This window comes from Pseudobutyrivibrio sp. MD2005 (assembly GCF_000621865.1).
GTDB lineage: Bacteria > Bacillota > Clostridia > Lachnospirales > Lachnospiraceae > Pseudobutyrivibrio.
This window is the reverse complement of the sequence record NZ_JHXE01000008.1, coordinates 105,199-125,128: the sequence shown is the minus strand read 5'-3', so window position 1 is coordinate 125,128 and position 19,930 is coordinate 105,199. Positions and strand designations below refer to the sequence as shown.

Annotated in this window: 15 protein-coding genes; 12 read left to right on the top strand and 3 right to left on the bottom strand. The window is 38.5% G+C overall.

What is annotated here, in order from left to right; all coding sequences use genetic code 11:
• Positions 1 to 24: 24 nt before the first annotated feature.
• The 5 genes from T498_RS14575 to T498_RS0102130 all read left to right on the top strand — a co-directional run bounded on the left by T498_RS14575 (position 25) and on the right by T498_RS0102130 (position 10,515).
• The gene (locus T498_RS14575; protein WP_051524539.1) at positions 25 to 2,964 is read left to right on the top strand and encodes an AMP-binding protein; all 2,940 of its coding nucleotides are present in this window, start codon (positions 25 to 27) and stop codon (positions 2,962 to 2,964) included.
• A gap of 191 nt (positions 2,965 to 3,155) precedes the next feature.
• Positions 3,156 to 5,522, top strand: coding sequence for a phosphoketolase family protein (locus T498_RS0102145; RefSeq protein ID WP_028234503.1), 2,367 nt, complete (start codon positions 3,156 to 3,158; stop codon positions 5,520 to 5,522).
• A gap of 141 nt (positions 5,523 to 5,663) precedes the next feature.
• Positions 5,664 to 7,034 (top strand): bifunctional folylpolyglutamate synthase/dihydrofolate synthase, encoded by a 1,371-nt coding sequence (locus tag T498_RS14570; RefSeq protein WP_051524538.1) that lies wholly within the window; start codon positions 5,664 to 5,666, stop codon positions 7,032 to 7,034.
• A 1,083-nt stretch (positions 7,035 to 8,117) separates the two neighbouring features.
• The gene (locus T498_RS0102135; RefSeq protein ID WP_028234502.1) at positions 8,118 to 9,800 is read left to right on the top strand and encodes a phospho-sugar mutase; all 1,683 of its coding nucleotides are present in this window, start codon (positions 8,118 to 8,120) and stop codon (positions 9,798 to 9,800) included.
• Between the two features lie 139 nt (positions 9,801 to 9,939).
• Positions 9,940 to 10,515 carry a TetR/AcrR family transcriptional regulator gene (locus T498_RS0102130; RefSeq protein WP_028234501.1) on the top strand — a complete coding sequence of 192 codons (576 nt, stop codon included), beginning with the start codon at positions 9,940 to 9,942 and terminating at the stop codon, positions 10,513 to 10,515.
• A gap of 455 nt (positions 10,516 to 10,970) precedes the next feature.
• Here the strand turns inward: T498_RS0102130 and T498_RS0102125 are convergent, their stop codons facing one another.
• The 3 genes from T498_RS0102125 to T498_RS0102115 are packed head-to-tail and all read right to left on the bottom strand — an operon-like array spanning position 10,971 to position 14,142.
• A complete protein-coding gene (locus tag T498_RS0102125) occupies positions 10,971 to 12,500 on the bottom strand; it encodes an AMP-dependent synthetase/ligase (protein WP_036977668.1) in 1,530 nt (509 codons plus the stop codon).
• On the bottom strand, positions 12,500 to 12,739 hold the full coding sequence (locus T498_RS0102120; RefSeq protein ID WP_028234499.1) for an acyl carrier protein: 240 nt from the start codon (positions 12,737 to 12,739) through the stop codon (positions 12,500 to 12,502). The genes T498_RS0102125 and T498_RS0102120 overlap by 1 nt, the downstream gene beginning before the upstream one ends.
• Positions 12,740 to 12,759: 20 nt before the next feature.
• Positions 12,760 to 14,142 (bottom strand): condensation domain-containing protein, encoded by a 1,383-nt coding sequence (locus T498_RS0102115; protein ID WP_028234498.1) that lies wholly within the window; start codon positions 14,140 to 14,142, stop codon positions 12,760 to 12,762.
• 228 nt (positions 14,143 to 14,370) lie between these two features.
• Here T498_RS0102115 and T498_RS0102110 point away from each other — a divergent pair, with 228 nt between their 5' ends.
• The 7 genes from T498_RS0102110 to T498_RS0102080 all read left to right on the top strand — a co-directional run bounded on the left by T498_RS0102110 (position 14,371) and on the right by T498_RS0102080 (position 19,925).
• Positions 14,371 to 15,108 carry a nucleoside/nucleotide kinase family protein gene (locus tag T498_RS0102110; protein WP_028234497.1) on the top strand — a complete coding sequence of 246 codons (738 nt, stop codon included), beginning with the start codon at positions 14,371 to 14,373 and terminating at the stop codon, positions 15,106 to 15,108.
• A gap of 98 nt (positions 15,109 to 15,206) precedes the next feature.
• Positions 15,207 to 16,505: an SPFH domain-containing protein gene (locus tag T498_RS0102105; RefSeq protein ID WP_028234496.1), complete on the top strand. Its 1,299-nt coding sequence runs from the start codon at positions 15,207 to 15,209 to the stop codon at positions 16,503 to 16,505.
• 22 nt (positions 16,506 to 16,527) lie between these two features.
• Complete coding sequence (locus T498_RS0102100; protein WP_028234495.1) at positions 16,528 to 17,211, top strand: hypothetical protein; 684 nt, start codon at positions 16,528 to 16,530, stop codon at positions 17,209 to 17,211.
• Positions 17,212 to 17,235: 24 nt separating this feature from the next.
• The gene (locus T498_RS0102095; protein ID WP_028234494.1) at positions 17,236 to 17,862 is read left to right on the top strand and encodes a hypothetical protein; all 627 of its coding nucleotides are present in this window, start codon (positions 17,236 to 17,238) and stop codon (positions 17,860 to 17,862) included.
• 131 nt (positions 17,863 to 17,993) lie between these two features.
• A complete protein-coding gene (locus T498_RS0102090) occupies positions 17,994 to 18,362 on the top strand; it encodes a GntR family transcriptional regulator (protein ID WP_028234493.1) in 369 nt (122 codons plus the stop codon).
• Between the two features lie 26 nt (positions 18,363 to 18,388).
• Positions 18,389 to 19,267 (top strand): ABC transporter ATP-binding protein, encoded by an 879-nt coding sequence (locus T498_RS0102085; protein WP_028234492.1) that lies wholly within the window; start codon positions 18,389 to 18,391, stop codon positions 19,265 to 19,267.
• Between the two features lies 1 nt (position 19,268).
• On the top strand, positions 19,269 to 19,925 hold the full coding sequence (locus T498_RS0102080) for a hypothetical protein (protein WP_028234491.1): 657 nt from the start codon (positions 19,269 to 19,271) through the stop codon (positions 19,923 to 19,925).
• Positions 19,926 to 19,930 lie beyond the last annotated feature (5 nt).

Below are 19,930 nucleotides of genomic sequence, written 5' to 3'. Positions count from 1 at the left end.
TCTACAAGGAGATGTCAAAAAAGCATGGAATACATTGACAGATTGCGAAAATGGGCAACAAATCATCCAGACCGCATAGCAGTGGTGGATCACGATGGCAATCGAAAAACCACATATAAGGAACTCTTAGGATATGCCATGAGAGTTAATCATTACCTTCAAAATATTGGAATTGGAAAAGAAGATACTGTTGGAATCTACTATGCAAAAGGAATGGAATATATCGCCACACGCATAGGTGTTATGATGGCTGGTGCAGCGTGGGTTGCCCTTGAGGACTTGATGGGAAAAGAGCGTATAGATTACGTTATAAAAGATTGCGATTGTAAGCTGGTAATGAGTGACAAGGAATGGGCTGAGGCAATGAAATTACCAGAAAGCGCAGATTTTGTCGAGCCTGACTTACATGACCTTGCATTTTACATATATACATCAGGTAGCAGTGGCACGCCAAAAGGAGCTGCTCAGGAATACGGGGTATATGAGCGTATTTATGAAGGAGAGGCTTTTCTGCGTGATTATGTGTATCCACTGGGGGATGAGACCATAGAAGAGCCACTTATTTTTGCTCATGTTGTTCCAGAATCGTACGTGGCAGGCATATATATAACCATAGGTTTTCTTAGTCTAGGATCTACCATACACGTGCTTTCTTGGGAGACAACCAAAGATCCAGTAAGACTTTGTGCGTATTTTAATGACCACGGGATAGACTCTACGTTTATGACGCCAACGTTTTTGAATGTGTTACAGCAACTTGGCATAAAAAGTATGAGGGTTGGATACACCGGTGGAGAAATAGTGTCTGATATAGAACCAAAGGATTTTGATGTGGTCAATATTTATGGCCCAAGTGAGTTAGGCCATCCTTTAGGATATTATAGATTGGACAGGGCATACAGCAACTCTCCTATAGGATATCCTACTAAAGGCAGTGAGATTGTATTGCTTGATGAAGACGGTAATCAAGGGAATGAGGGAGAGCTATGTGTATTTCTTCCATTCTTTCGAGGATATCATAATCTCTCTAATGAAAATGAAAAATCATTTGTTACAATTGGGGGAAAACGTTTTTATAGAACATCGGATTATGCTTCTGTGGATAAACAGGGAAGATACACCATTTGGGGTCGTATAGACGAAATGGTTAAGATAAACGGCAATCGTGTGGAATTGACAGAAGTAGAGAGTGCTATAAAGAAGGCATATAATATAGATTTCTGCGCAGTGAAAGCATTTAAGGGTAATACGGGAACCCCATTTTTATGTGCATATTATGTCGATGAGTGTAATCTTTCACAGGAAAATGAATCTCATGTTTTGAAATCATATCTTCCATTCTATATGATACCTCAGCATTTCATCAGGCTTTCAGAGATACCATATAATTCAAATGGCAAGGTTGATAAGCTGCGCTTGCCAGAACCAGTTGCTTTTTCTGAATCGAGTACCTATGTTGAGCCGGAAAATGATATTCAGCGAATAATATGTGAGGCATTTGAAAACGTACTTGAGTGTAATAGGAAAATTGGAATAAATGATGACTTTTTTGAGATAGGTGGAGAATCGATTACGGCAATGCTAGTAGTTGTGCGATGTCAAATCGAGGGCTTTTGTGTGCAACAAATATATGAGGGAAGATGTGCAAAAGCCATAGAGGATCTGATAAAAAAAGCGTCACATGAAAACACATCGTTATCTAACGAAGTAAAATATGTAAAAGTGAATGCTTCTCAGAATTATCTTCTTCGTGTACAGGCTCAAAATAGGCAAGCTTCGGTATTGAACTTGCCAATAAGATTTTATCTTGATCCATTTGTTGATTTAGATAGGTTGGCAGAAGCTATCAATAAAGCTATTCTGTTACACCCATCCCTTTGCAGTACTATAGAAGAAACGAAGGACGGCTTTATACAGAGGTTTGATAAGAATATACAGCCTGATATCATGCCTGAAAGGATGAGTACAGAGGAGCTGGATAAACTGGTGAAAAAGTTTGTGCATCCTTTTACTTTTGATAATAGTCCTTTATTTAGGTGCAGGTTGATAGAAACAGAAGAGTCAAAAGAAGGACTGCTTGATATATGTCATGCTATATGCGATGGCAGCTCGTATCACAAATTTTTGGAGGATATTGGAGACATATATAGGGAAGAGGTTGTCTCAAGGGATGATTATTTGGCTATCTGTGTTGAAGAGAATAATTACAGAGCGTCAGAATCTTTCAGAAAAAATATGGATTATTTCAAAGAGCGCTATCACAGAGATGGTTGTATCACCCTACCAATCCCTGATTATAATGGGCAAAATAATAAGGATGAGGAGTTCATTCTGGCTTTTCCATTTGAAAGAGCGGGGGTAAAGAAAATAAGCGATATGTATGGACTTGGCCGAAATGGATTATATATCGCCGCTGTGGCTATAGCGCTTGCTATAAATCGTAAGAACAACAATGTAGCTTTCAAATGGACGTGGAATGGAAGATACGACTTACGAAGAATTAATACTGTTGGCTGTTTCATAAAGGATTTGCCAGTCACATTTTATTTAGAAGAGGAGCTGTCTGTGAAAGATTTTCTCTATATGGTGGCTGATCAAATAAAAGATGGCATTGCTCATGGTAACCTATCATATTGGGAAGAGGCTGGAGAATATTTTGGAGAAAATCTACTCTGCCTTATATACCAGGGCGATATTTATGACTACGGAGATAGTGATGATATTGTAAAAGAAATAACAACGCTATCATCGGACAATATGGCTTGCAATAACAAGATGGATTTGGAAATTCTTGATAGTAAAGAAGATTATTCAGTTTTGGTTGATTATGATGCAGGCATCTATAAGAAAAGTACAGTTGAAGCCTTTGCAAAACTATTTTGCGGGGTTTGTAATAAGCTGATTAATCTTTCTGATTATACAATATCTGTAAAGAATCTATTAGCAGAGATTGAGAAAGAATGATTCTGTGAAAACAAAAATTAAACCTTAACAGGTAAAAAATCGAATAGCCGTTATAAATTGAAATGGTTATTATTTAGATGCTAGATAAAAATTTAACAAAATAACAATTAAGGATGTACAATGTACATCCTTTTGTTATATAATGATTTTTGTCTTTTAGAAAAACCTAAAGTATTTAAAGGAGAAGTAAAATGAATCACAGTCAAATCACCGACGAGTATTTAGAGAAAATGGACGCCTACTGGCGTGCAACTAATTACCTCGCAGCAGCACAGTTGTATCTTCTTGACAATCCACTCCTTCGTAAGCCACTTACAAGAGAGCAGGTTAAGAAAAAAATCGTAGGTCACTGGGGAACAGTACCAGGACAGAACTTTATTTATGTTCACCTCAATCGTGTTATCAACAAATACGATCAGGACATGATTCTTATTTCTGGTCCAGGTCACGGTGGAAACTTCTTTGTAGCCAACACATATCTTGAAGGCTCTTACAGTGAGGTTTATCCAAATGTAAGCCGCGATATTGATGGTATGCAGAAGCTTTGCAAGCAGTTCTCATTCCCAGGCGGTATCTCAAGCCACGTTGCTCCAGAGAACCCAGGATCAATCCACGAAGGTGGTGAGCTTGGATACTCTATCGCTCACTCTTTCGGTGCAGTATTCGATAATCCAGAACTTATTGCCGCATGCGTTGTTGGTGATGGCGAGGCTGAAACAGGCCCACTCGCTACTTCATGGCAGTCAAATAAATTCTTAAATCCAGTAACAGATGGTGCAGTTCTCCCAATCCTTCACCTCAACGGATTCAAGATTTCAAACCCTACAATCCTTGCTCGTATGTCTCATGAAGAGCTTGTAAGCTTCTTCACAGGTATGGGATGGGAGCCACACTTCGTTGAGGGTGATGACCCTAAGGTTATGCACAAGAAGATGGCAGAGACTCTTGATGAATGTATGGACAAGATTAAGGCTATCCAGAAGCACGCTAGAGAAACAGGCGATGCTACAAGACCAGTATGGCCAATGATCGTTCTTCGTACACCAAAGGGATGGACAGGTCCAAAGGTTGTTGATGGCAACAAGATCGAAGGTTCTTTCGCAGCTCACCAGGTTCCAGTTATGATGGACAAGCCAGAGCACATGGAAATCCTTGAGAAGTGGTTAAAGAGCTATCATCCAGAGGAGCTTTTCGATGAGAATGGTCGCCTTATCCCAGAGCTAGAGGAACTTGCTCCAAAGGGAGACAGACGTATGGGCGCTAATCCACATGCAAATGGTGGTAAGCTTCTTCACGATCTTAGACTTCCAGATTTCCGTGATTACGCTATCGATGTTCCAGCTCCAGGTGCAGTTGAAAAGCAGGATATGATTGAGCTTGGCGGATACATTCGTGACGTATTCAAGCTTAACGAGGATCAGAAGAACTTCCGTATCTTTGGACCAGATGAGACAATGTCTAATCGTCTTAACAAGGTATTCGAGGTTACAAATAGAGATTGGAACTCACCAATCGAAGAAGGCACAGATCAGTTCCTTGCACAGGATGGTCGTGTAATGGATTCAATGCTTTCAGAGCATATGTGTGAAGGCTGGTTAGAGGGATATCTTCTTACAGGTCGTCACGGCTTCTTCGCAAGCTACGAAGCTTTCATCAGAATCATCGATTCTATGGCAGCTCAGCATGCTAAGTGGCTCAAGGTTTGCAACAGCCTTCCTTGGAGACGACCAATTGCATCACTCAACCTTCTTCTTACATCAAACGTATGGCAGCAGGATCACAACGGATTTACACACCAGGATCCAGGCTTCCTTGATCACATCTCTAACAAGAAGGCAGACGTGGTAAGACTTTATCTTCCACCAGATGCAAACTGCTTGCTCTCTACAATGGATCATTGCTTAAAGAGCAAGAACTACGTAAATGCGATAGTTGCATCTAAGCACCCTAGACCACAGTGGCTCACAATGGAGCAGGCTGTTAAGCACTGTACTCAGGGTATCGGTATCTGGGATTGGGCTTCTACAGACAATGGTGAAGAGCCTGATATTGTACTTGCTTGCTGCGGTGACACACCTACACTTGAGGCTCTTGCAGCAGTTGACATTCTCCACAAGGAGATGCCAGAAATCAAGGTTCGTTTCGTAAACGTTGTCGACCTTATGAAGATGGAGCCAAGCAACAAGCATCCACATGGTCTTTCAGATGTAGATTACGATTCAATCTTTACAAAGGATAAGCCAATCATATTCGCATTCCACGGATATCCAACACTTATCCACGAGCTTACATACACAAGACACAACAGAAACATCCACGTTTATGGATATCATGAAGAAGGTACAATCACAACTCCATTCGACATGAGAGTTCAGAACAAGATTGACCGTTTCAACCTTGTTATCGCTATGCTTAACAATATGCCTGAGATGGAAAACAAGGGCGCATTCTTAAAGCAGAAGATGAGAGACAAGCTTGTTGAGCACAAGACATACATCCACGATATCGGTGTAGATATGCCAGAAATTGCAGAGTGGAAGTGGACAGGTCTTAATTAGTTTTAGAAGGATAGCACATCCAATATAAATATCTTATAAAGTCATACTATTACTGCGGTGGTAGTGTGGCTTTATTTTTTGTTCCATAAGGATATAATGTAATTAACTCGGAAGATACCGAGTCGGAATGAGCCGATAAAAATGAAAAAGAAGATTATCAAAATGAGAAAACATACATATCAAGAGGCAATAGATTTTTTCAAGAACATGCCACATTTTATGCCACCGAAAGATGGCGGTGCAAAGAAGAATTTCTTCTCATTAGATGCGGAGCTTATGCTTTTAGAAAAACTTGATAGGCCTCAGGACAAACTTAAATATGTTCACATTGCAGGAACCAATGGCAAAGGTTCCACTACGGCATATCTTGCTAACATTTTGTATGAGGCATCCGTCGTTACGGGTGCCTTTACTTCACCGTTTTTATATCGATATAACGAGATGTTCAAGGTGAACGGAATGGACATTTCGGATGAAGAATTTGCAGATGTGTTTTCAAAGGTTAAGCCTGCTTATGATGAGCTTGCCAAAGAAGGAATATTTGTCAGTGAATATGAATTTTTGACTGTCATGGCATTTATGTATTTTATCGAAAAGAAATGCGACATAGTGCTTCTTGAAGTAAGCATGGGTGGCAGAATGGATACCACCAATGTAATACCAGCGCCGCTTGTTTCTGTCATCACGCCAATCAGTTATGATCACATGACCATACTAGGCAACACCCTAAGGGAGATTGCTGTAGAAAAAGCAGGGATAATAAAGCCTGGGACTGTTGTGGTGAGTGCTAAGCAGGAGCCTGAAGTTACAGAGGTCCTAACAGAAGTGTGCAGGTCTTTTGAGGATATGGAAATAACATATTTTAAAGATGATAGCTGCACTGAAATTGATTATGTTGAGCATATAAATTCAGTAGTACCGATTGATTTTGTTGCCCCTAGTAAAATAATAGACAGAGATATTCATGGACAAAAATTTGTAGTGGCAGATGGCAAAGAGTATTTCACAGAAATGCTTGGAACATATCAAATTGATAATGCAGCACTAGCCATAGCAGCAGCAAGAAAGCTTAGTAGCCTTGGTTACGAAATCATTGAAGATAACATTAAAAATGGTATCGTAAATACGAAGTGGTATGGCAGATTCACGCTGCTTTCAGATAATCCGCCAGTCATTATAGACGGCGGTCATAACAGGCAGGGTGCAGCAGTACTTCGTAAATCACTCGAAGAATACTTCCCAGATAAAAAAATCACTTTTATAATGGGAATTCTTGCTGATAAAGAAGTAGGTATTATCCTTGATACACTCATGCCTATCGCTGACAAATGCTACACTGTGGCAGTACCAAATGCTAGAACTATGCCACCAGAAAAACTGGCCGAAATGATTCGCGCTAGAGGCGTTGATGCAGAAGTGTTCACTCTTGAAATGAATTTAAATGATATCAGTAGCCATGCAGAAGTTGTATGCATATGTGGTTCACTGTATCTTTTATCAAAAATTGGATGAACTTAAGCCAGTCACCGAAGGCTTTATCTTAAGGGTTACAATACTGGATTATAATCCTATACTTATATTAAGGGCATAACTCAATATGAGTTTTTGATTGTACCACGGATTGTAGTATGACAATCTGTATATTGTAATCGATAAATTCCAGTTTGAAGAATTAAATAATTGAATTGTTAGAGCCTTCCCTTGTGGCGGGCTCCTTTTCTGTGAAGGTATAATCTTGGTCTGATATGGGAGGTGGTTATACCTTTTATAATTTATGAGGGATTAATATGAAGTCAAAAAGGTATAACTGGCTTGGGAATTTATGGCGGGTTATACCTTTTGGTGGGCAATGAGACATTATATTGAAGTCAAAAAGGTATAACCAGAGTGGAAATTTATGGCGGGTTATACCTTTTGGTGGGCAATGAGACACTATATTGAAGTCAAAAAGGTGTAACTAGCGAGGAATATTATGGAAGGTTATACCTTTTAATGAGCTATGGAACATAATATTGAATCTAAAAAGGTATAACTAAGAGCAATAATTATAGATGGTTATACCTTTTTATTCAGCAAGTAGAGCCTGTGAAATTTTTTTTGTTACCAATTTTTGAATTGTGTGTTCATTGATGGATGAGGATTCTGTATAATTGAAGACAGTTAAATTAACAAATCGTTATTTGTACTTATTTACGGTATGGCTGTTGCTTGTTGAATATTTTACCGTACAAAGAAATTACCACTGAATATAGAAGAAGCCGATTTACAGTGGTAAAGATACTCAAAAATTACCACTGAATATGGAAGAAGCCGATTTACAGTGGTAAAGATACTCAGAAATTACCACTTAATATAGAAGAATCTGATTTACAGTGGTAAAAGCACATTAATTTTACCACTGTATTTACAAGAATCCGGGTTACAGTGGTAAATTTAGGCGCCGCACCCACCCCAATTAGATATAGATTCCTGAAAAACTGATGTCTTTCAGGAATCTATACAAAAAATAATTAACATTACTTAGGTTGACATGCCTAACCTAAAAATTTAAAATTAAGAGAGTTTTAGTTATGAAAAAATAAAGGAGATGTAATTATGTATAATGACGATTATAAGCGTTGGCTTGCATCTGATTTGGATGATCCAGATTTAAAGCCTGAGCTTGCAAAGATTGAGGGTAAGGATGAAGAGATTAAGGACAGATTTGCAGTGGCTCTTGCATTTGGTACAGCAGGTCTTCGTGGTGTACTTGGTGCAGGTACAAATAGAATGAATGTATATGTTGTACGTCAGGCAACACAGGGTCTTGCAAACTGGGTTAAGACTCAGGGGGGCAATCAGACAGTTGCTATCAGCTATGACTCACGCCTTAAGAGTGATGTTTTTGCTAAGGCAGCAGCTGGTGTACTAGCAGCTAATGGCATCAATGTTCGTATTTACGATGCTCTTATGCCAGTTCCAGCACTTTCATTTGCTACACGTTACTACAAGTGTAATGCTGGTATCATGGTTACAGCTTCACATAATCCTGCAAAATACAATGGTTACAAGGCATATGGTCCAGATGGTTGCCAGATGACAGATGATGCAGCAGCTATCGTATATGCGGAGATTCAGAAGACTGATGTTCTCACAGGTGCAAAGGTTATGTCTTTTGCTGAGGGTGTTGAGAAAGGACTTATCAAGTTTGTTGGTGATGATTGCAAGGATGCTTTCTATGCAGCAATCGAAGACCGCCAGGTTCGTCCAGGTCTTTGCAAGACAGCAGGTCTTAAGCTTGTTTACAGCCCACTTAATGGTTCAGGTTTAGTACCAGTTACACGTGTTCTCAACGACATCGGTATCACAGATATCACTATCGTTCCAGAGCAGGAATATCCAAACGGTTACTTTACAACATGTAGCTATCCAAACCCAGAAATCTTTGACGCTCTTAAGCTTGGTCTTGAGCTTGCAAAGGAAGAAGGCGCAGATCTTATGCTCGCTACTGACCCTGATGCAGACCGTGTGGGTATTGCTATGAAGTGTCCAGATGGAAGCTATGAGCTTGTTTCTGGTAATGAAGTTGGTGTACTTCTTCTTGACTACATCGCAGCAGGACGTATCGAAAAGGGCACAATGCCAAAGAATCCTGTAGCTGTTAAGTCAATCGTTTCTACTCCACTTGCAGATGCAGTAGCAGAGCACTATGGTGTTGAGCTTCGTTCAGTTCTTACAGGTTTCAAGTGGATTGGTGATCAGATTGCTGGTCTTGAGGCTGATGGCGAAGTAGACAGATTCATCTTCGGTTTCGAGGAGTCTTACGGATACCTTGCAGGCCCTTATGTTCGTGATAAGGATGCTGTTATCGGCTCAATGCTTATCTGTGAGATGGCTGCTTACTATCGCAGCATCGGAAGCTCACTTAAGCAGCGTCTTGAGGAGATTTATGCAGAGTATGGCCGCTACCTCAACAAGGTAGATTCATTCGAGTTCCCAGGCCTTTCTGGAATGGATACAATGGCTGGTATCATGAGCTCACTTCGCGAGAATCCACCAAAGGATATCGCAGGCATTGCTGTAACAAAGGTTACAGATTACAAGAATACTGAAGAGACAGGACTTCCATCATCAAATGTTCTTATCTACACACTTGAAAATGGTTGCACAGTAGTTGTTCGTCCTTCAGGTACAGAGCCAAAGATTAAAGCTTACTTCACTACAAAGGGTAAGGATCTTGCAGAAGCACAGGCTATGAAGGATAAGCTTGCAGATGCATTAAAGCCAATATTTAGCTAAGTTTTATAGGTAGCCAGTGTGTTACGCTTACAAGCCATAATATTACTACGTCGAGCTGAAGAAAGCTCTCCTTAAGTAATATTAGAGCTTGTTAGCTACCCACTGGCTTTTTTACAACATTTTATATACGGAGATTGTTATGAAAGAATTAGATGAAAGATACAGCACAGCTGAAGAAGCCATTTTAGGCGCGTTCTTTTTGCTGAGTAAAGAAAAGCAATTCGAGAAAATCACAGTGGCTGATGTAGTTAAGAAATCAGGTATTGTTCGAAGCACATTTTATAATCACTATGAGAACGTGCCAGCTTTGATTTCAGCTGCAGAGGACAAGACAATTGAGGATATTTTTGAATTGATGGAGAGCTTTCATCCAAAGAATGACCATCAGTTATGTCACTCATATTTCTTAGCAATTTGCAATTACACAAAGGATAATCCATTCTTATCAAGTATCTTGCATAGCCCAAGAGGTGACAGCTTCTTAGAAAAAGCAATGATTATGTTCCATCGCTACGTTGCTAAAATAAGTGAGGGCGATTCGGAAATTGTAAAAAACAATAAAGAGTTTTCGTATTATATTGCAGCCACTATCGGTTTGAATCTTGGTATTCTTCACAAATGGACAGCGGGAGACTGTGAAGAGGACGCAGAAGAAATTGCAGATATTCTAACAAAAATATTTTTAAATGGAGTTCTTCCGTTTATGGGAGTATAGACATGACCAATATTTTCTGAAAGAAAATATTGATTGGCAAAGCCAAATTCTGCCCATTTTATAGGAAATGAAGTTTGGATTTCAAATTAGCAAGATTCACTTAATGAAAAACAAGGAAAAAGTTAAGTGGAATATGAATTCTGATTTTTACACTTAAAATTGCCAACTTCTGTTAAGTATCAAAGTCACTTTCGAAAAATAAACTTAAATTTTTCATTACAATTTTTATCTGGGTTAAGTTAGAATGTGATTTTTCTAAATAAACTTAACATAAACCCAAGAAAGTTAAGTGAAATAAAAAATCATTTAAATTCAACCTAACTATAATTAAAAATATTTAACAAATTTTAAGTGAAAAAATTTTTTCGAATTAAAAAACTTAACAGCCTTCGCAATTTAAGTGAAATTAGAAATAAGACATAATCACTTAACTATTTTCGCAGGTTTTTGTTCAACTAAGCAATTTGAGTTCTTTTAATCTTGCCAGTAGTGTTTCTAATGAATGGCTCATTTCTAACTATGAGACTAGTGATATGTCTGTAGCTAGGCTGAGCACTGTTGTAACTATCAATAAATTCCTGAAGTGTGGTCTGCACATCAGCATCACTTAATCCGCGTCTTTCAATTACATCCTGATCTGGATATATATGGGCTGTAAGGCCAGTGTTGTTTCCAGCGATAATAACCTCAGCAACAAGAGGATTAAGGGCAATCTTATTTTCGATTTCCTCAGGAGAAATATTTTCACCATTTGACATAATAATAAGATTCTTCACACGTCCATTGATGAAAAGATATCCGTCTTCATCGATGTAACCCTTGTCCCCAGTGTGAAGCCAGCCATCTGTAAATGCCTGCGCTGTCTCTTCTGGCATTTCATAATAGCCACGCATTACGCTTGTACCACGTACGAGAATTTCGCCATCTTCAATCTTTATTTCAACATTATCAAGAGGCTTTCCAATTGAGCCTGGCTTATGGCATTCAGGAGTGTTTGTTGTGATAACAGGAGAGCATTCTGACATGCCGTAGCCTTCTAAAATATCAACACCATATTTCGCATATTCATCAATATAGAACGGGTCTAGGTGGGCACCACCTGTAAATATTATCCTAAGGTTTCCACCAAACACTTTATTTTTGATTAATTCTACTGGCGCATCTGGTGTAGCAGATATACGCTTATAAATAGATTCAATCATCAAAGGAACCATAAGCATTACTTCTGGCTTGAATATGCTCATGTTTCTTACCATATGCATGAAGGAATCGTTGATACAAACTATAGAGCCAAGCGAGAATCCCTTTAGCCAATCCATTACAAGGCAGTATGCATGATGAATTGGAAGAACGCTCATCATGACGCAACCAGGATCCACTTCATAGTGCACATTTTCCACGTTGTCATAGAGATTTTTCTGAGTAAGCATTACGCCCTTGCTCTTTCCAGTAGTTCCGGAAGTAAAGATGATAGTAGCAAGAGAAGCAGAATCTGATGTAGGTGTTTTTGCGTTATTGTTGCCAAGATTCATCAACTCAGGTATAGTGCCGATTTTTGCATTTGGAACAAATTGCTCATAGGAATCGCTAAGCAACCAAATCTGTTTTAGCTCAGCGCAATTCTTAAGAGCTACTTCTGCTAAGTCAATGAGCTTTGGACTTAAAAACAAGACCTTTGCATGAGAACGATTTAATAGATCGATTAAATCCTCTGCAGGAAGCAATGCATCCAGTGGAACAGCAATGTTGTTGCCTGTGACAACAGCAAGGTAGCTGGCAATCCAATTGACGCTAGATTCGCCAATAATAGCAATATGATCTTCAGAAATACCAGTATTAAAAAGGCCGGTTCTGATCAATGTGATTCTCTTATTAAGGCTATCATAAGTGACTTCTTTAACATCTTTCTTTTCCAGATATCTGATTGCTGTCAGGTCTTTAAAGCTTGCAGCTGTTCTATCCCAAAGAGTTCTGATAGTATCCATTATGATGCCTCCTGTAAATCCTGAATCATAGATAAAGCTTCATCGATAGTGCGAATATTTACAATCTTGTCCTTCTCAAGCTCTACATCAAACTCATCCTCAAGCTCGCCCAAGAAAGACATGAAATCAAGTGAGCTGAAATCTAAATCTTCACGAAAACGGCTTGAGCCCTTTAAATCTTCTGGCGAAGCCATGCAGTACTGTGATACTAATTCCTTAAACTTTTTCTCTAATGACATAATGATTACCTCCCATTCATTTATACAAGATTAATAATTTCTCCGAGTGTTAAATTAGGCTGTTCAACACCTCTGAAAATGATTCGCATCAAGTAATAGTTAAATACTTCAACCTGCTTTTCTGTCAGGTCAGCAACCTGATAGTGATAAGAAAAATTCATACCACCATCTTCAGTATGTGAAACAGTTAGATACATTTTCTTTGTAGCTGCACCATTTGCAAACCATTTGCAGTACATTGGAATGTCTTTTAAATAAGGATTTTCCAATTTGACTGGCATCGGCTGATATGTTAAGTAGCAGCTTTCGTAAGTGGTGTTTTTAGGTGTGCCATATCTTTTTTCTATTTCTTCATAAATCAAATCAGGATCATAATTGGCATGCATATAGATTTGATTTTGCATATTTTGTATTTCATAAGCAGCTTCCAAGAATTCAGTCTCACTCCCCAGCACTGTTCGGCATGGAAACATTATTGTACGGCTTCCACCAGAAGTCCATTCATCGTGTGTAGAGCGTCTAGAAATGAAATTCTGGATGGAAATATCTTCCTGTCCATTGTTAACTTTTGAAAGATATGTGCGCATACCAAGCAACAAAAGATTTGTCATAGATAGCTGATGATTTTGGCAAAAATCAAACAACTGCTTTGCAGCTACGGCATCTAACTTATAATCACTTACTTCAACAAAAAGATTTTTAAGCTCTATATCCGCTGAATTAAGCTTTGGATTATTATGAGCCTTTCTGGCTTTTTCAAGTGTTTCGGGACCTGCAATATCGCTGTAAATAGGCTCGCCCCATTTATCAAGCATGTCGTCCCAAAACTTTTTGTCTTTAAGGAAGCGTTTCTCGTTTGAGGCTTTCTTTATATCATTCTGTAAAACTGTCTCGTAATCAGCTAAATCGTCAGGCATAGGCGCATCAAATTTAAAGTGAGTGTAAAGAGACATAATGTCGTTAGTAAGAACTGTCACACCACATGAATCGATAAGCCGGTGATCCATATGGAGGAAGAATCCATTGTAGCCATCAGGAAGCTTCATAAGGAAAATCTCAAACATTGGGATGTCATCGCCATCTATAGTTTGATATGCCCATGACTGCATTGTCTTGTTGGCTTCCTCCATGGTCATGTCTGATAAATCTTTTAATGGAATATCATATTTTTTATTCTTAACAATATACTGAAGTATGTTGCCCTCTTTATCTGGTTTTGTAAATTGAACGCGCATACAACCGTATCTTTCGATTTCTAGCTGGATACATTTCTTTAGCAAATCAAAATTGATATCTGCTTTTAAAGAAGCCACAATACTAAGCCCTGAAACCTGCTGAGTATTGTACCTACGAATCCAGTTATAATGCATTTTCTGCGCTGGTGTCAGTGGGTATTTTTTCATAACCTGCCCTCTCGTTGTTTTAATTATTTTTAAAGGAAGATAGCATATTGACTATGTGGATTCTAGAGGGCAGGGAAGTTAATGAACAATTAAAAGAGAATTGTCCACGACATATCAAACATTTTGTTGCAAAATGTTCGATAATTGTGTCGGTTGAATTATTTATTAAATGAATGCATTATGCCATAATTAAACAAGTGAGAGTGTAACTATAAAATGGAGGGGACAATGGAATACAATGCATGTATAAATGGATATGATATAACAGCCTATTACAGTGATGAAAACATAAATGAGATTTTTATACCGTTGCTTAAAAGGCTGACAGAAATGCAAAAGCAAAAGAATGGAAGACTATTAGTGATGCTGGCTGCACCTCCAGGTGCAGGAAAGAGTACATTGTTAGATTTCTTGGAGCATTTGTCCAAGACCACCAAGGGCTTGAAAGGGATTCAGACAATCGGAATGGATGGATTCCATCATTATCAGGATTATTTGCTTAGCCATGAAATCGAAAGAGATGGACAGATAATAAAAATGGTAGAAATCAAAGGCGCTCCAATTACCTTTGATTTGAAAGCTCTTACAGATAGAATCAGGCTGGTAGCTAGTGGTACAAAATGCGGCTGGCCTACGTATGATAGAAACTTACACAATCCTGTGGAAGACACAATTCAGATAGATTCGGATATTGTACTCTTAGAGGGCAATTATCTGCTGTTAGATGAAGATGGCTGGAGAGATTTGTCGGTCTATGCGGATTACACCATCTTTATATCTGCTGATGAGGATATGCTGAGAAGTCGCCTAGTGGAGCGAAAGGCAAAGAACACTCCTTTGGAACAAGCAAAAGAGTTTGTAGAAAAATCTGATATGAGAAATGCCATTGAGGTCTTGCGCAATTCCAAGAAAGCTGATTTACACCTTAGAATAAGGGAAAATGATGAATACGAAATTATAGAATAGAAAAACAATAAAAATTCCCTAGGAATGGGGCATTTTTATGGAATTAGATTATCCAATACTGTATAATTAAAAAGGTTTTACTATCGGAGGTGGAAAATATGCCAATTATTTCTGTAATAAAAAATACATCAATGGGCAATTCACTGTGTTCAAAGGTCCCTTATGAAGACTTTAATATAGGTTCACAGCTTATTGTCGCTGAATATGAAGAAGCACTGTTCATGAAGGATGGTGTTATCGAGGAGGTTTTTGGTCCAGGTAAATATACACTTACTACTGAAAACTATCCATTTTTAACTAAGTTTGTTGCAAAGTTTGTATCAGGTGGAGTAAGTGCTTACAACTGTAAAGTTTACTACATCAACAAGTCACATCACTTAGAGCTTAAGTGGGGTACAGGTACTCCAATCAGAGTTATTGATCCTGTATGGGGAATCGAGGTTCATGTACAGGCTCGTGGCTCATATTCAGTAGTAGTTAAGGATGGAAAGAAGTTCTTCCTTAAGTTTGTTGGAGCAAATGCAAGCGCTGTAGAGCAGGATATCGTTAAGAACTTTAGAGCTGCATTTATTCAGAACATCACTGATGGACTTGCTGAGTATTTAGTTTCTAAAGAAGATGAAGTCTTAGTTACTTGCAATAAAAAGAAGGCATTGGCTGATGATATGATGCCAATCCTCAATGATATTCTTGATGAATATGGAATGGAGCTTATCAATTATTATATTGAGAGCATAGAAGTTCCTGAAGATGACCCTTGCATGGGCAGAATTAGAGAGCTTCGAATCCAGCGTCAGGAGAAGATGTTTGAGCGTGAGCAGTTAGCTGCAGATGAGAGACTTGGATTCAATCTTAGAAGAGAATCTTCTGAAGCTGATCGTTATGTTTCAGGTCAGATGGCTCAGGCTGATTACGAGCGTATGACAATTAGAGACCAGGATGGTAATAACGGTTGGGCACGCCAGGAATATGCAGACACATTAAAGACTGCAGCAGGAAATACATCAACAGGTGGTGCATTTGTGGGAGCCGGCATGGGACTCGCAATGGGTCAGGCTATGGGTTCTATGGCTGAATCACTTATGCACACAGGTGAAAATGCAGGCCCTCTAGCAGGCGCAGCAGCAGGTGCCGAAGCAGCCCCAGCAAAGCTAATCTGTCCAAGCTGTAACGCAGCTGTTCCAGCAGGAAGCAAATTCTGTATAAATTGCGGAAAGCCTATGGAGCAGAAAAAAGAAGTTTGTCCTTCATGTGGTGCAGAACTCCTTCCAGGAATGAAATTCTGTGGACAGTGTGGCGCTCCAATAGCTGTAGTAAACAAGTGCAAGGTATGTGGCGCAGAGCTTCAGCCAGGACAGCTATTCTGTGGTTCGTGCGGAGCAAAAAAAGAAGATTAATATAACATGAAGGAGGAATGTTATGAATAACAGAACATTTATTAGAGGCATTATTGCTGCAATACTTATCCTTATGGGAAATGTTGGCTTATTCTTGTTCAGTGCCACATTCACAATGACATTTTGGATTTGTTACGCATTTATGATGCTAGCAGCATTGATTACAGCATACGTTGAGATTTTTTATATCAATAAGAAACCGTTTCCTATTGTTTATGAAGTTACAGGCGTAACAGTTTTTTATCTCATAGTTGAGTTAATTGCTGGTACAGTTTGCAAGACTGTTTTATGGTTTTTACCAGCAAGAGCTTTTTTCATTCAGTTTAGTATTTTTTGTTTGTTCCTTGTTGCTTTCTTATTCGTTGTTTTACATGGTTCACACATTGGAGAACAGCAGGCTGTAAGAAGCAAGCAGCTTATCAACTTCAAGTACATTCTTGAGAGCATGAAGAGTGCTGTTGCTGATATGGATTATGCTAATCCACAGCGCAAGACAGTAATGCATGCATATGATTCATTAGCTAGCGGTCAGGTAACAAGCAGAGAAGACGTGGTAGATTTGGAAGAAAACATTTTAAATTCTATCGATTCTCTTAAAGAAGCAATTAATGAAAACAATCAAGGAAAAATTGAGGAGTTATGCAAGCAGATTGAGAAGCTTTCTGATGAAAGAAAGCGTAAGCTTAGCATAAAAGCTCCTTTTTAGAATAATAGAAGTGAGGGAATAAAAATGAATAATAATCAGAATAAATGGTATCTATCAGGTTGGTTTATCGTATTAATGTTTATCGTATTTTGGCCAGCAGGTATTGCTCTTCTAATAATGCGAAACGCTGGTAATAAAAATGCTTTATTTATTGGCTCTACAGATAAAAAGAAGTACATCATCGCGGGTATTGCGCTTATCGTGCTCGGCCTAGCAATGATTACAGAGTCAACTATATACGGTATATTAATGATAGCAGGTGGTGGAGCTCTTCTTTATTACTCAAAGACTTTGACAGACAAAGCTGCTAGAAACCGTAGATACATCGATTTAATTGTAAACCAGAAGGAAGGCAGCATTGATAACATTGCCGCTGTTTGCAATATCCCTTATGATACTGCAGTTAAGGAGCTTAAGTATCTTCAAACAGTTGGTGTACTTAGCAACATTTCAATTGATGAGGTAAACAGAACAATATCACTTGTTCAGCCAGAGCCATCTTTCATAAACAATGCAATGAATGCATTTGCTCAGGCTGATCCTCAGGAAGAAGTAACATGCACTTGCCCAGGATGTGGCGCAAAGGTATTGCTTGTAAGAGGCAGCTCGGCTCAGTGTGAGTACTGTGATTCACCAATTACAGCAAACTAGGAATTTTAAATTTATGGCAACATGCAATTTGCATGTTGTCATTTTTTTTATCTACTTGTTGACAGAAATATAAATAGGTGTTATGGTTATTTACATAAGTAATTAACCAATGAACTAAAGGAGGTGAGTATGTGCTAAGCAATCTAGGGGAAGATAAATCAATCTATCTGCAGATAAAAGAGATGATTGAGGATGAAATATTAAGGGATATTTTAAAAGAAGAAGAACAGGTTCCTAGTACGACAGAATTATCTAAGTTCTACAAGATTAATCCAGCTACAGCGGCAAAGGGAATTAATCTATTGGTAGATGAGAGCATTATTTATAAGAAGAGAGGTATTGGTATGTTTGTACAGACAGGGGCTAAAGAAAAAATAATGGAAACACGCAAGAAAAGCTTTAGAGAAACATTCCTAAAGAAAATTATTAGCGAGGCACAGCTTATAGGCATAAGCAAAAATGAATTGAAAAAAATGATAGATGAGGAGAATGATTTGTAATCCCTGATGGGAAGAATGGAGGATATATGAGTACATTATCTGGAAAAAATATAGTGAAAAGATATGGGAAAGATACAGTTCTAAAGAATGTGGACGTGGAAATTGAGACTGGAAAGATTTACGGACTGATTGGAAGAAATGGTGCCGGTAAGACAACACTTCTTTCTATTCTTACAGCTCAAAATCCTGCCAATGAGGGAACAATTACAATAGATGGTGAGCCAGTTTGGGAGAATGAGAAAGCTCTTTCTCGTATCTGTTATTCGAGAGAGATTTCTCAGGTTACAATGTTTGGTCCAAATACAATTAAGGTGAAGGACTATTTAGCAACAGCTAGGGCATTTTATAAGAACTGGGATGAAGATTACGCCAAGGAATTAATCAAGTTATTTGATATTAATCCAAAGAAGAGAGTTAACAAGCTTTCAAAGGGTATGCTTTCAGCAGTAACAATTATTGTAGCAATGGCAAGCAAGGCCGAAATCACAATTCTTGATGAGCCTGTTGCAGGTCTTGATGTAGTAGCTCGAGAACAGTTCTATAGACTTGTAATCGACGAGTATGCAGCTACAGGCAGAACCTTCGTAATCAGTACACACATTATTGAGGAGGCGGCTTCGTTATTTGAAAAGGTGATTATCATTGATAATGGTGAGATTATTTTAGAGGAAAACACAGAGGAACTTTTGGCCAGAGCTTATAGAATCAGTGGTGAAGAGACTGCGGTAGACGCAGCAGCTAGAGGTTTCAAGATTTATCATCCAGAAAGCATTGGTAGAAATAAAGTCGTAACAGTGCTTGCCGAGGGACCTGTAGATGATTTTGCAGGAGATGTGCAGGTGGAGGCAGTTCCACTTCAAAATCTTTTCTATGCTATGTGTGTAGATGGTAGAAAGGAGGCCTAGTATGAATAGTCTTGCTAAAAGATCTGCCAAGTATTTCTTTAAAGAAGGGCTTAAGTGTCTTGGCATTGTAATAGGATTGGAATTGATTCTTATTATTGAGTGGATTGCACTTAGTTATGGCGAAGAGTCTGTGGTAGACTCAGTGTTCTATTATTTTCTGCAAGTAGGTAGCATTTTAATTATATTAATGAATATGCTGTATGCATTTTATGGGCCAGGCTGGTACGATAGCATTGCATTATCTATGGGAGCTAGAAGAAAAGATATTTTTGTAGGGGAAATTATAAAGCAGCTTACTTTTGTAGTTGGAAATCTATTATTTTTTACAGCAGTATGTGTAGCTTTTGGTAGATCTGAGGAAGTTAATAAGCTCTTTATATCTTGCATAATCGCTATTGCATTAGGTCCTATTGGATTAATTATTGGCCATAAAGTTAAAAGATTTGGAAAGATTTTTGTGTTTATAATTGCTTTTATATGCGCTATCATTGGTGGATTTGTTGGTGTGACCCAGGCGTTGTCAGGCGATGCATTCGGTCTTGAGATATTTTCTGTGATTGCAAAAACTAAACTATTTTTATTTGCAGTAGCACTTGTGATTTTTGTTTTAGCAGAAATATGGGTATATAAACTCAATCAAAAGAGCATGGTTAGATAAGGGAG

Coding starts and splice junctions, on each gene's coding strand:
- T498_RS14575 (WP_051524539.1), top strand. CDS start 25: ATGGAATACATTGACAGATTGCGAAAATGGGCAACAAATCATCCAGAC.
- T498_RS0102145 (WP_028234503.1), top strand. CDS start 3,156: ATGAATCACAGTCAAATCACCGACGAGTATTTAGAGAAAATGGACGCC.
- T498_RS14570 (WP_051524538.1), top strand. CDS start 5,664: ATGAAAAAGAAGATTATCAAAATGAGAAAACATACATATCAAGAGGCA.
- T498_RS0102135 (WP_028234502.1), top strand. CDS start 8,118: ATGTATAATGACGATTATAAGCGTTGGCTTGCATCTGATTTGGATGAT.
- T498_RS0102130 (WP_028234501.1), top strand. CDS start 9,940: ATGAAAGAATTAGATGAAAGATACAGCACAGCTGAAGAAGCCATTTTA.
- T498_RS0102125 (WP_036977668.1), bottom strand. CDS start 12,500: ATGGATACTATCAGAACTCTTTGGGATAGAACAGCTGCAAGCTTTAAA.
- T498_RS0102120 (WP_028234499.1), bottom strand. CDS start 12,739: ATGTCATTAGAGAAAAAGTTTAAGGAATTAGTATCACAGTACTGCATG.
- T498_RS0102115 (WP_028234498.1), bottom strand. CDS start 14,142: ATGAAAAAATACCCACTGACACCAGCGCAGAAAATGCATTATAACTGG.
- T498_RS0102110 (WP_028234497.1), top strand. CDS start 14,371: ATGGAATACAATGCATGTATAAATGGATATGATATAACAGCCTATTAC.
- T498_RS0102105 (WP_028234496.1), top strand. CDS start 15,207: ATGCCAATTATTTCTGTAATAAAAAATACATCAATGGGCAATTCACTG.
- T498_RS0102100 (WP_028234495.1), top strand. CDS start 16,528: ATGAATAACAGAACATTTATTAGAGGCATTATTGCTGCAATACTTATC.
- T498_RS0102095 (WP_028234494.1), top strand. CDS start 17,236: ATGAATAATAATCAGAATAAATGGTATCTATCAGGTTGGTTTATCGTA.
- T498_RS0102085 (WP_028234492.1), top strand. CDS start 18,389: ATGAGTACATTATCTGGAAAAAATATAGTGAAAAGATATGGGAAAGAT.
- T498_RS0102080 (WP_028234491.1), top strand. CDS start 19,269: ATGAATAGTCTTGCTAAAAGATCTGCCAAGTATTTCTTTAAAGAAGGG.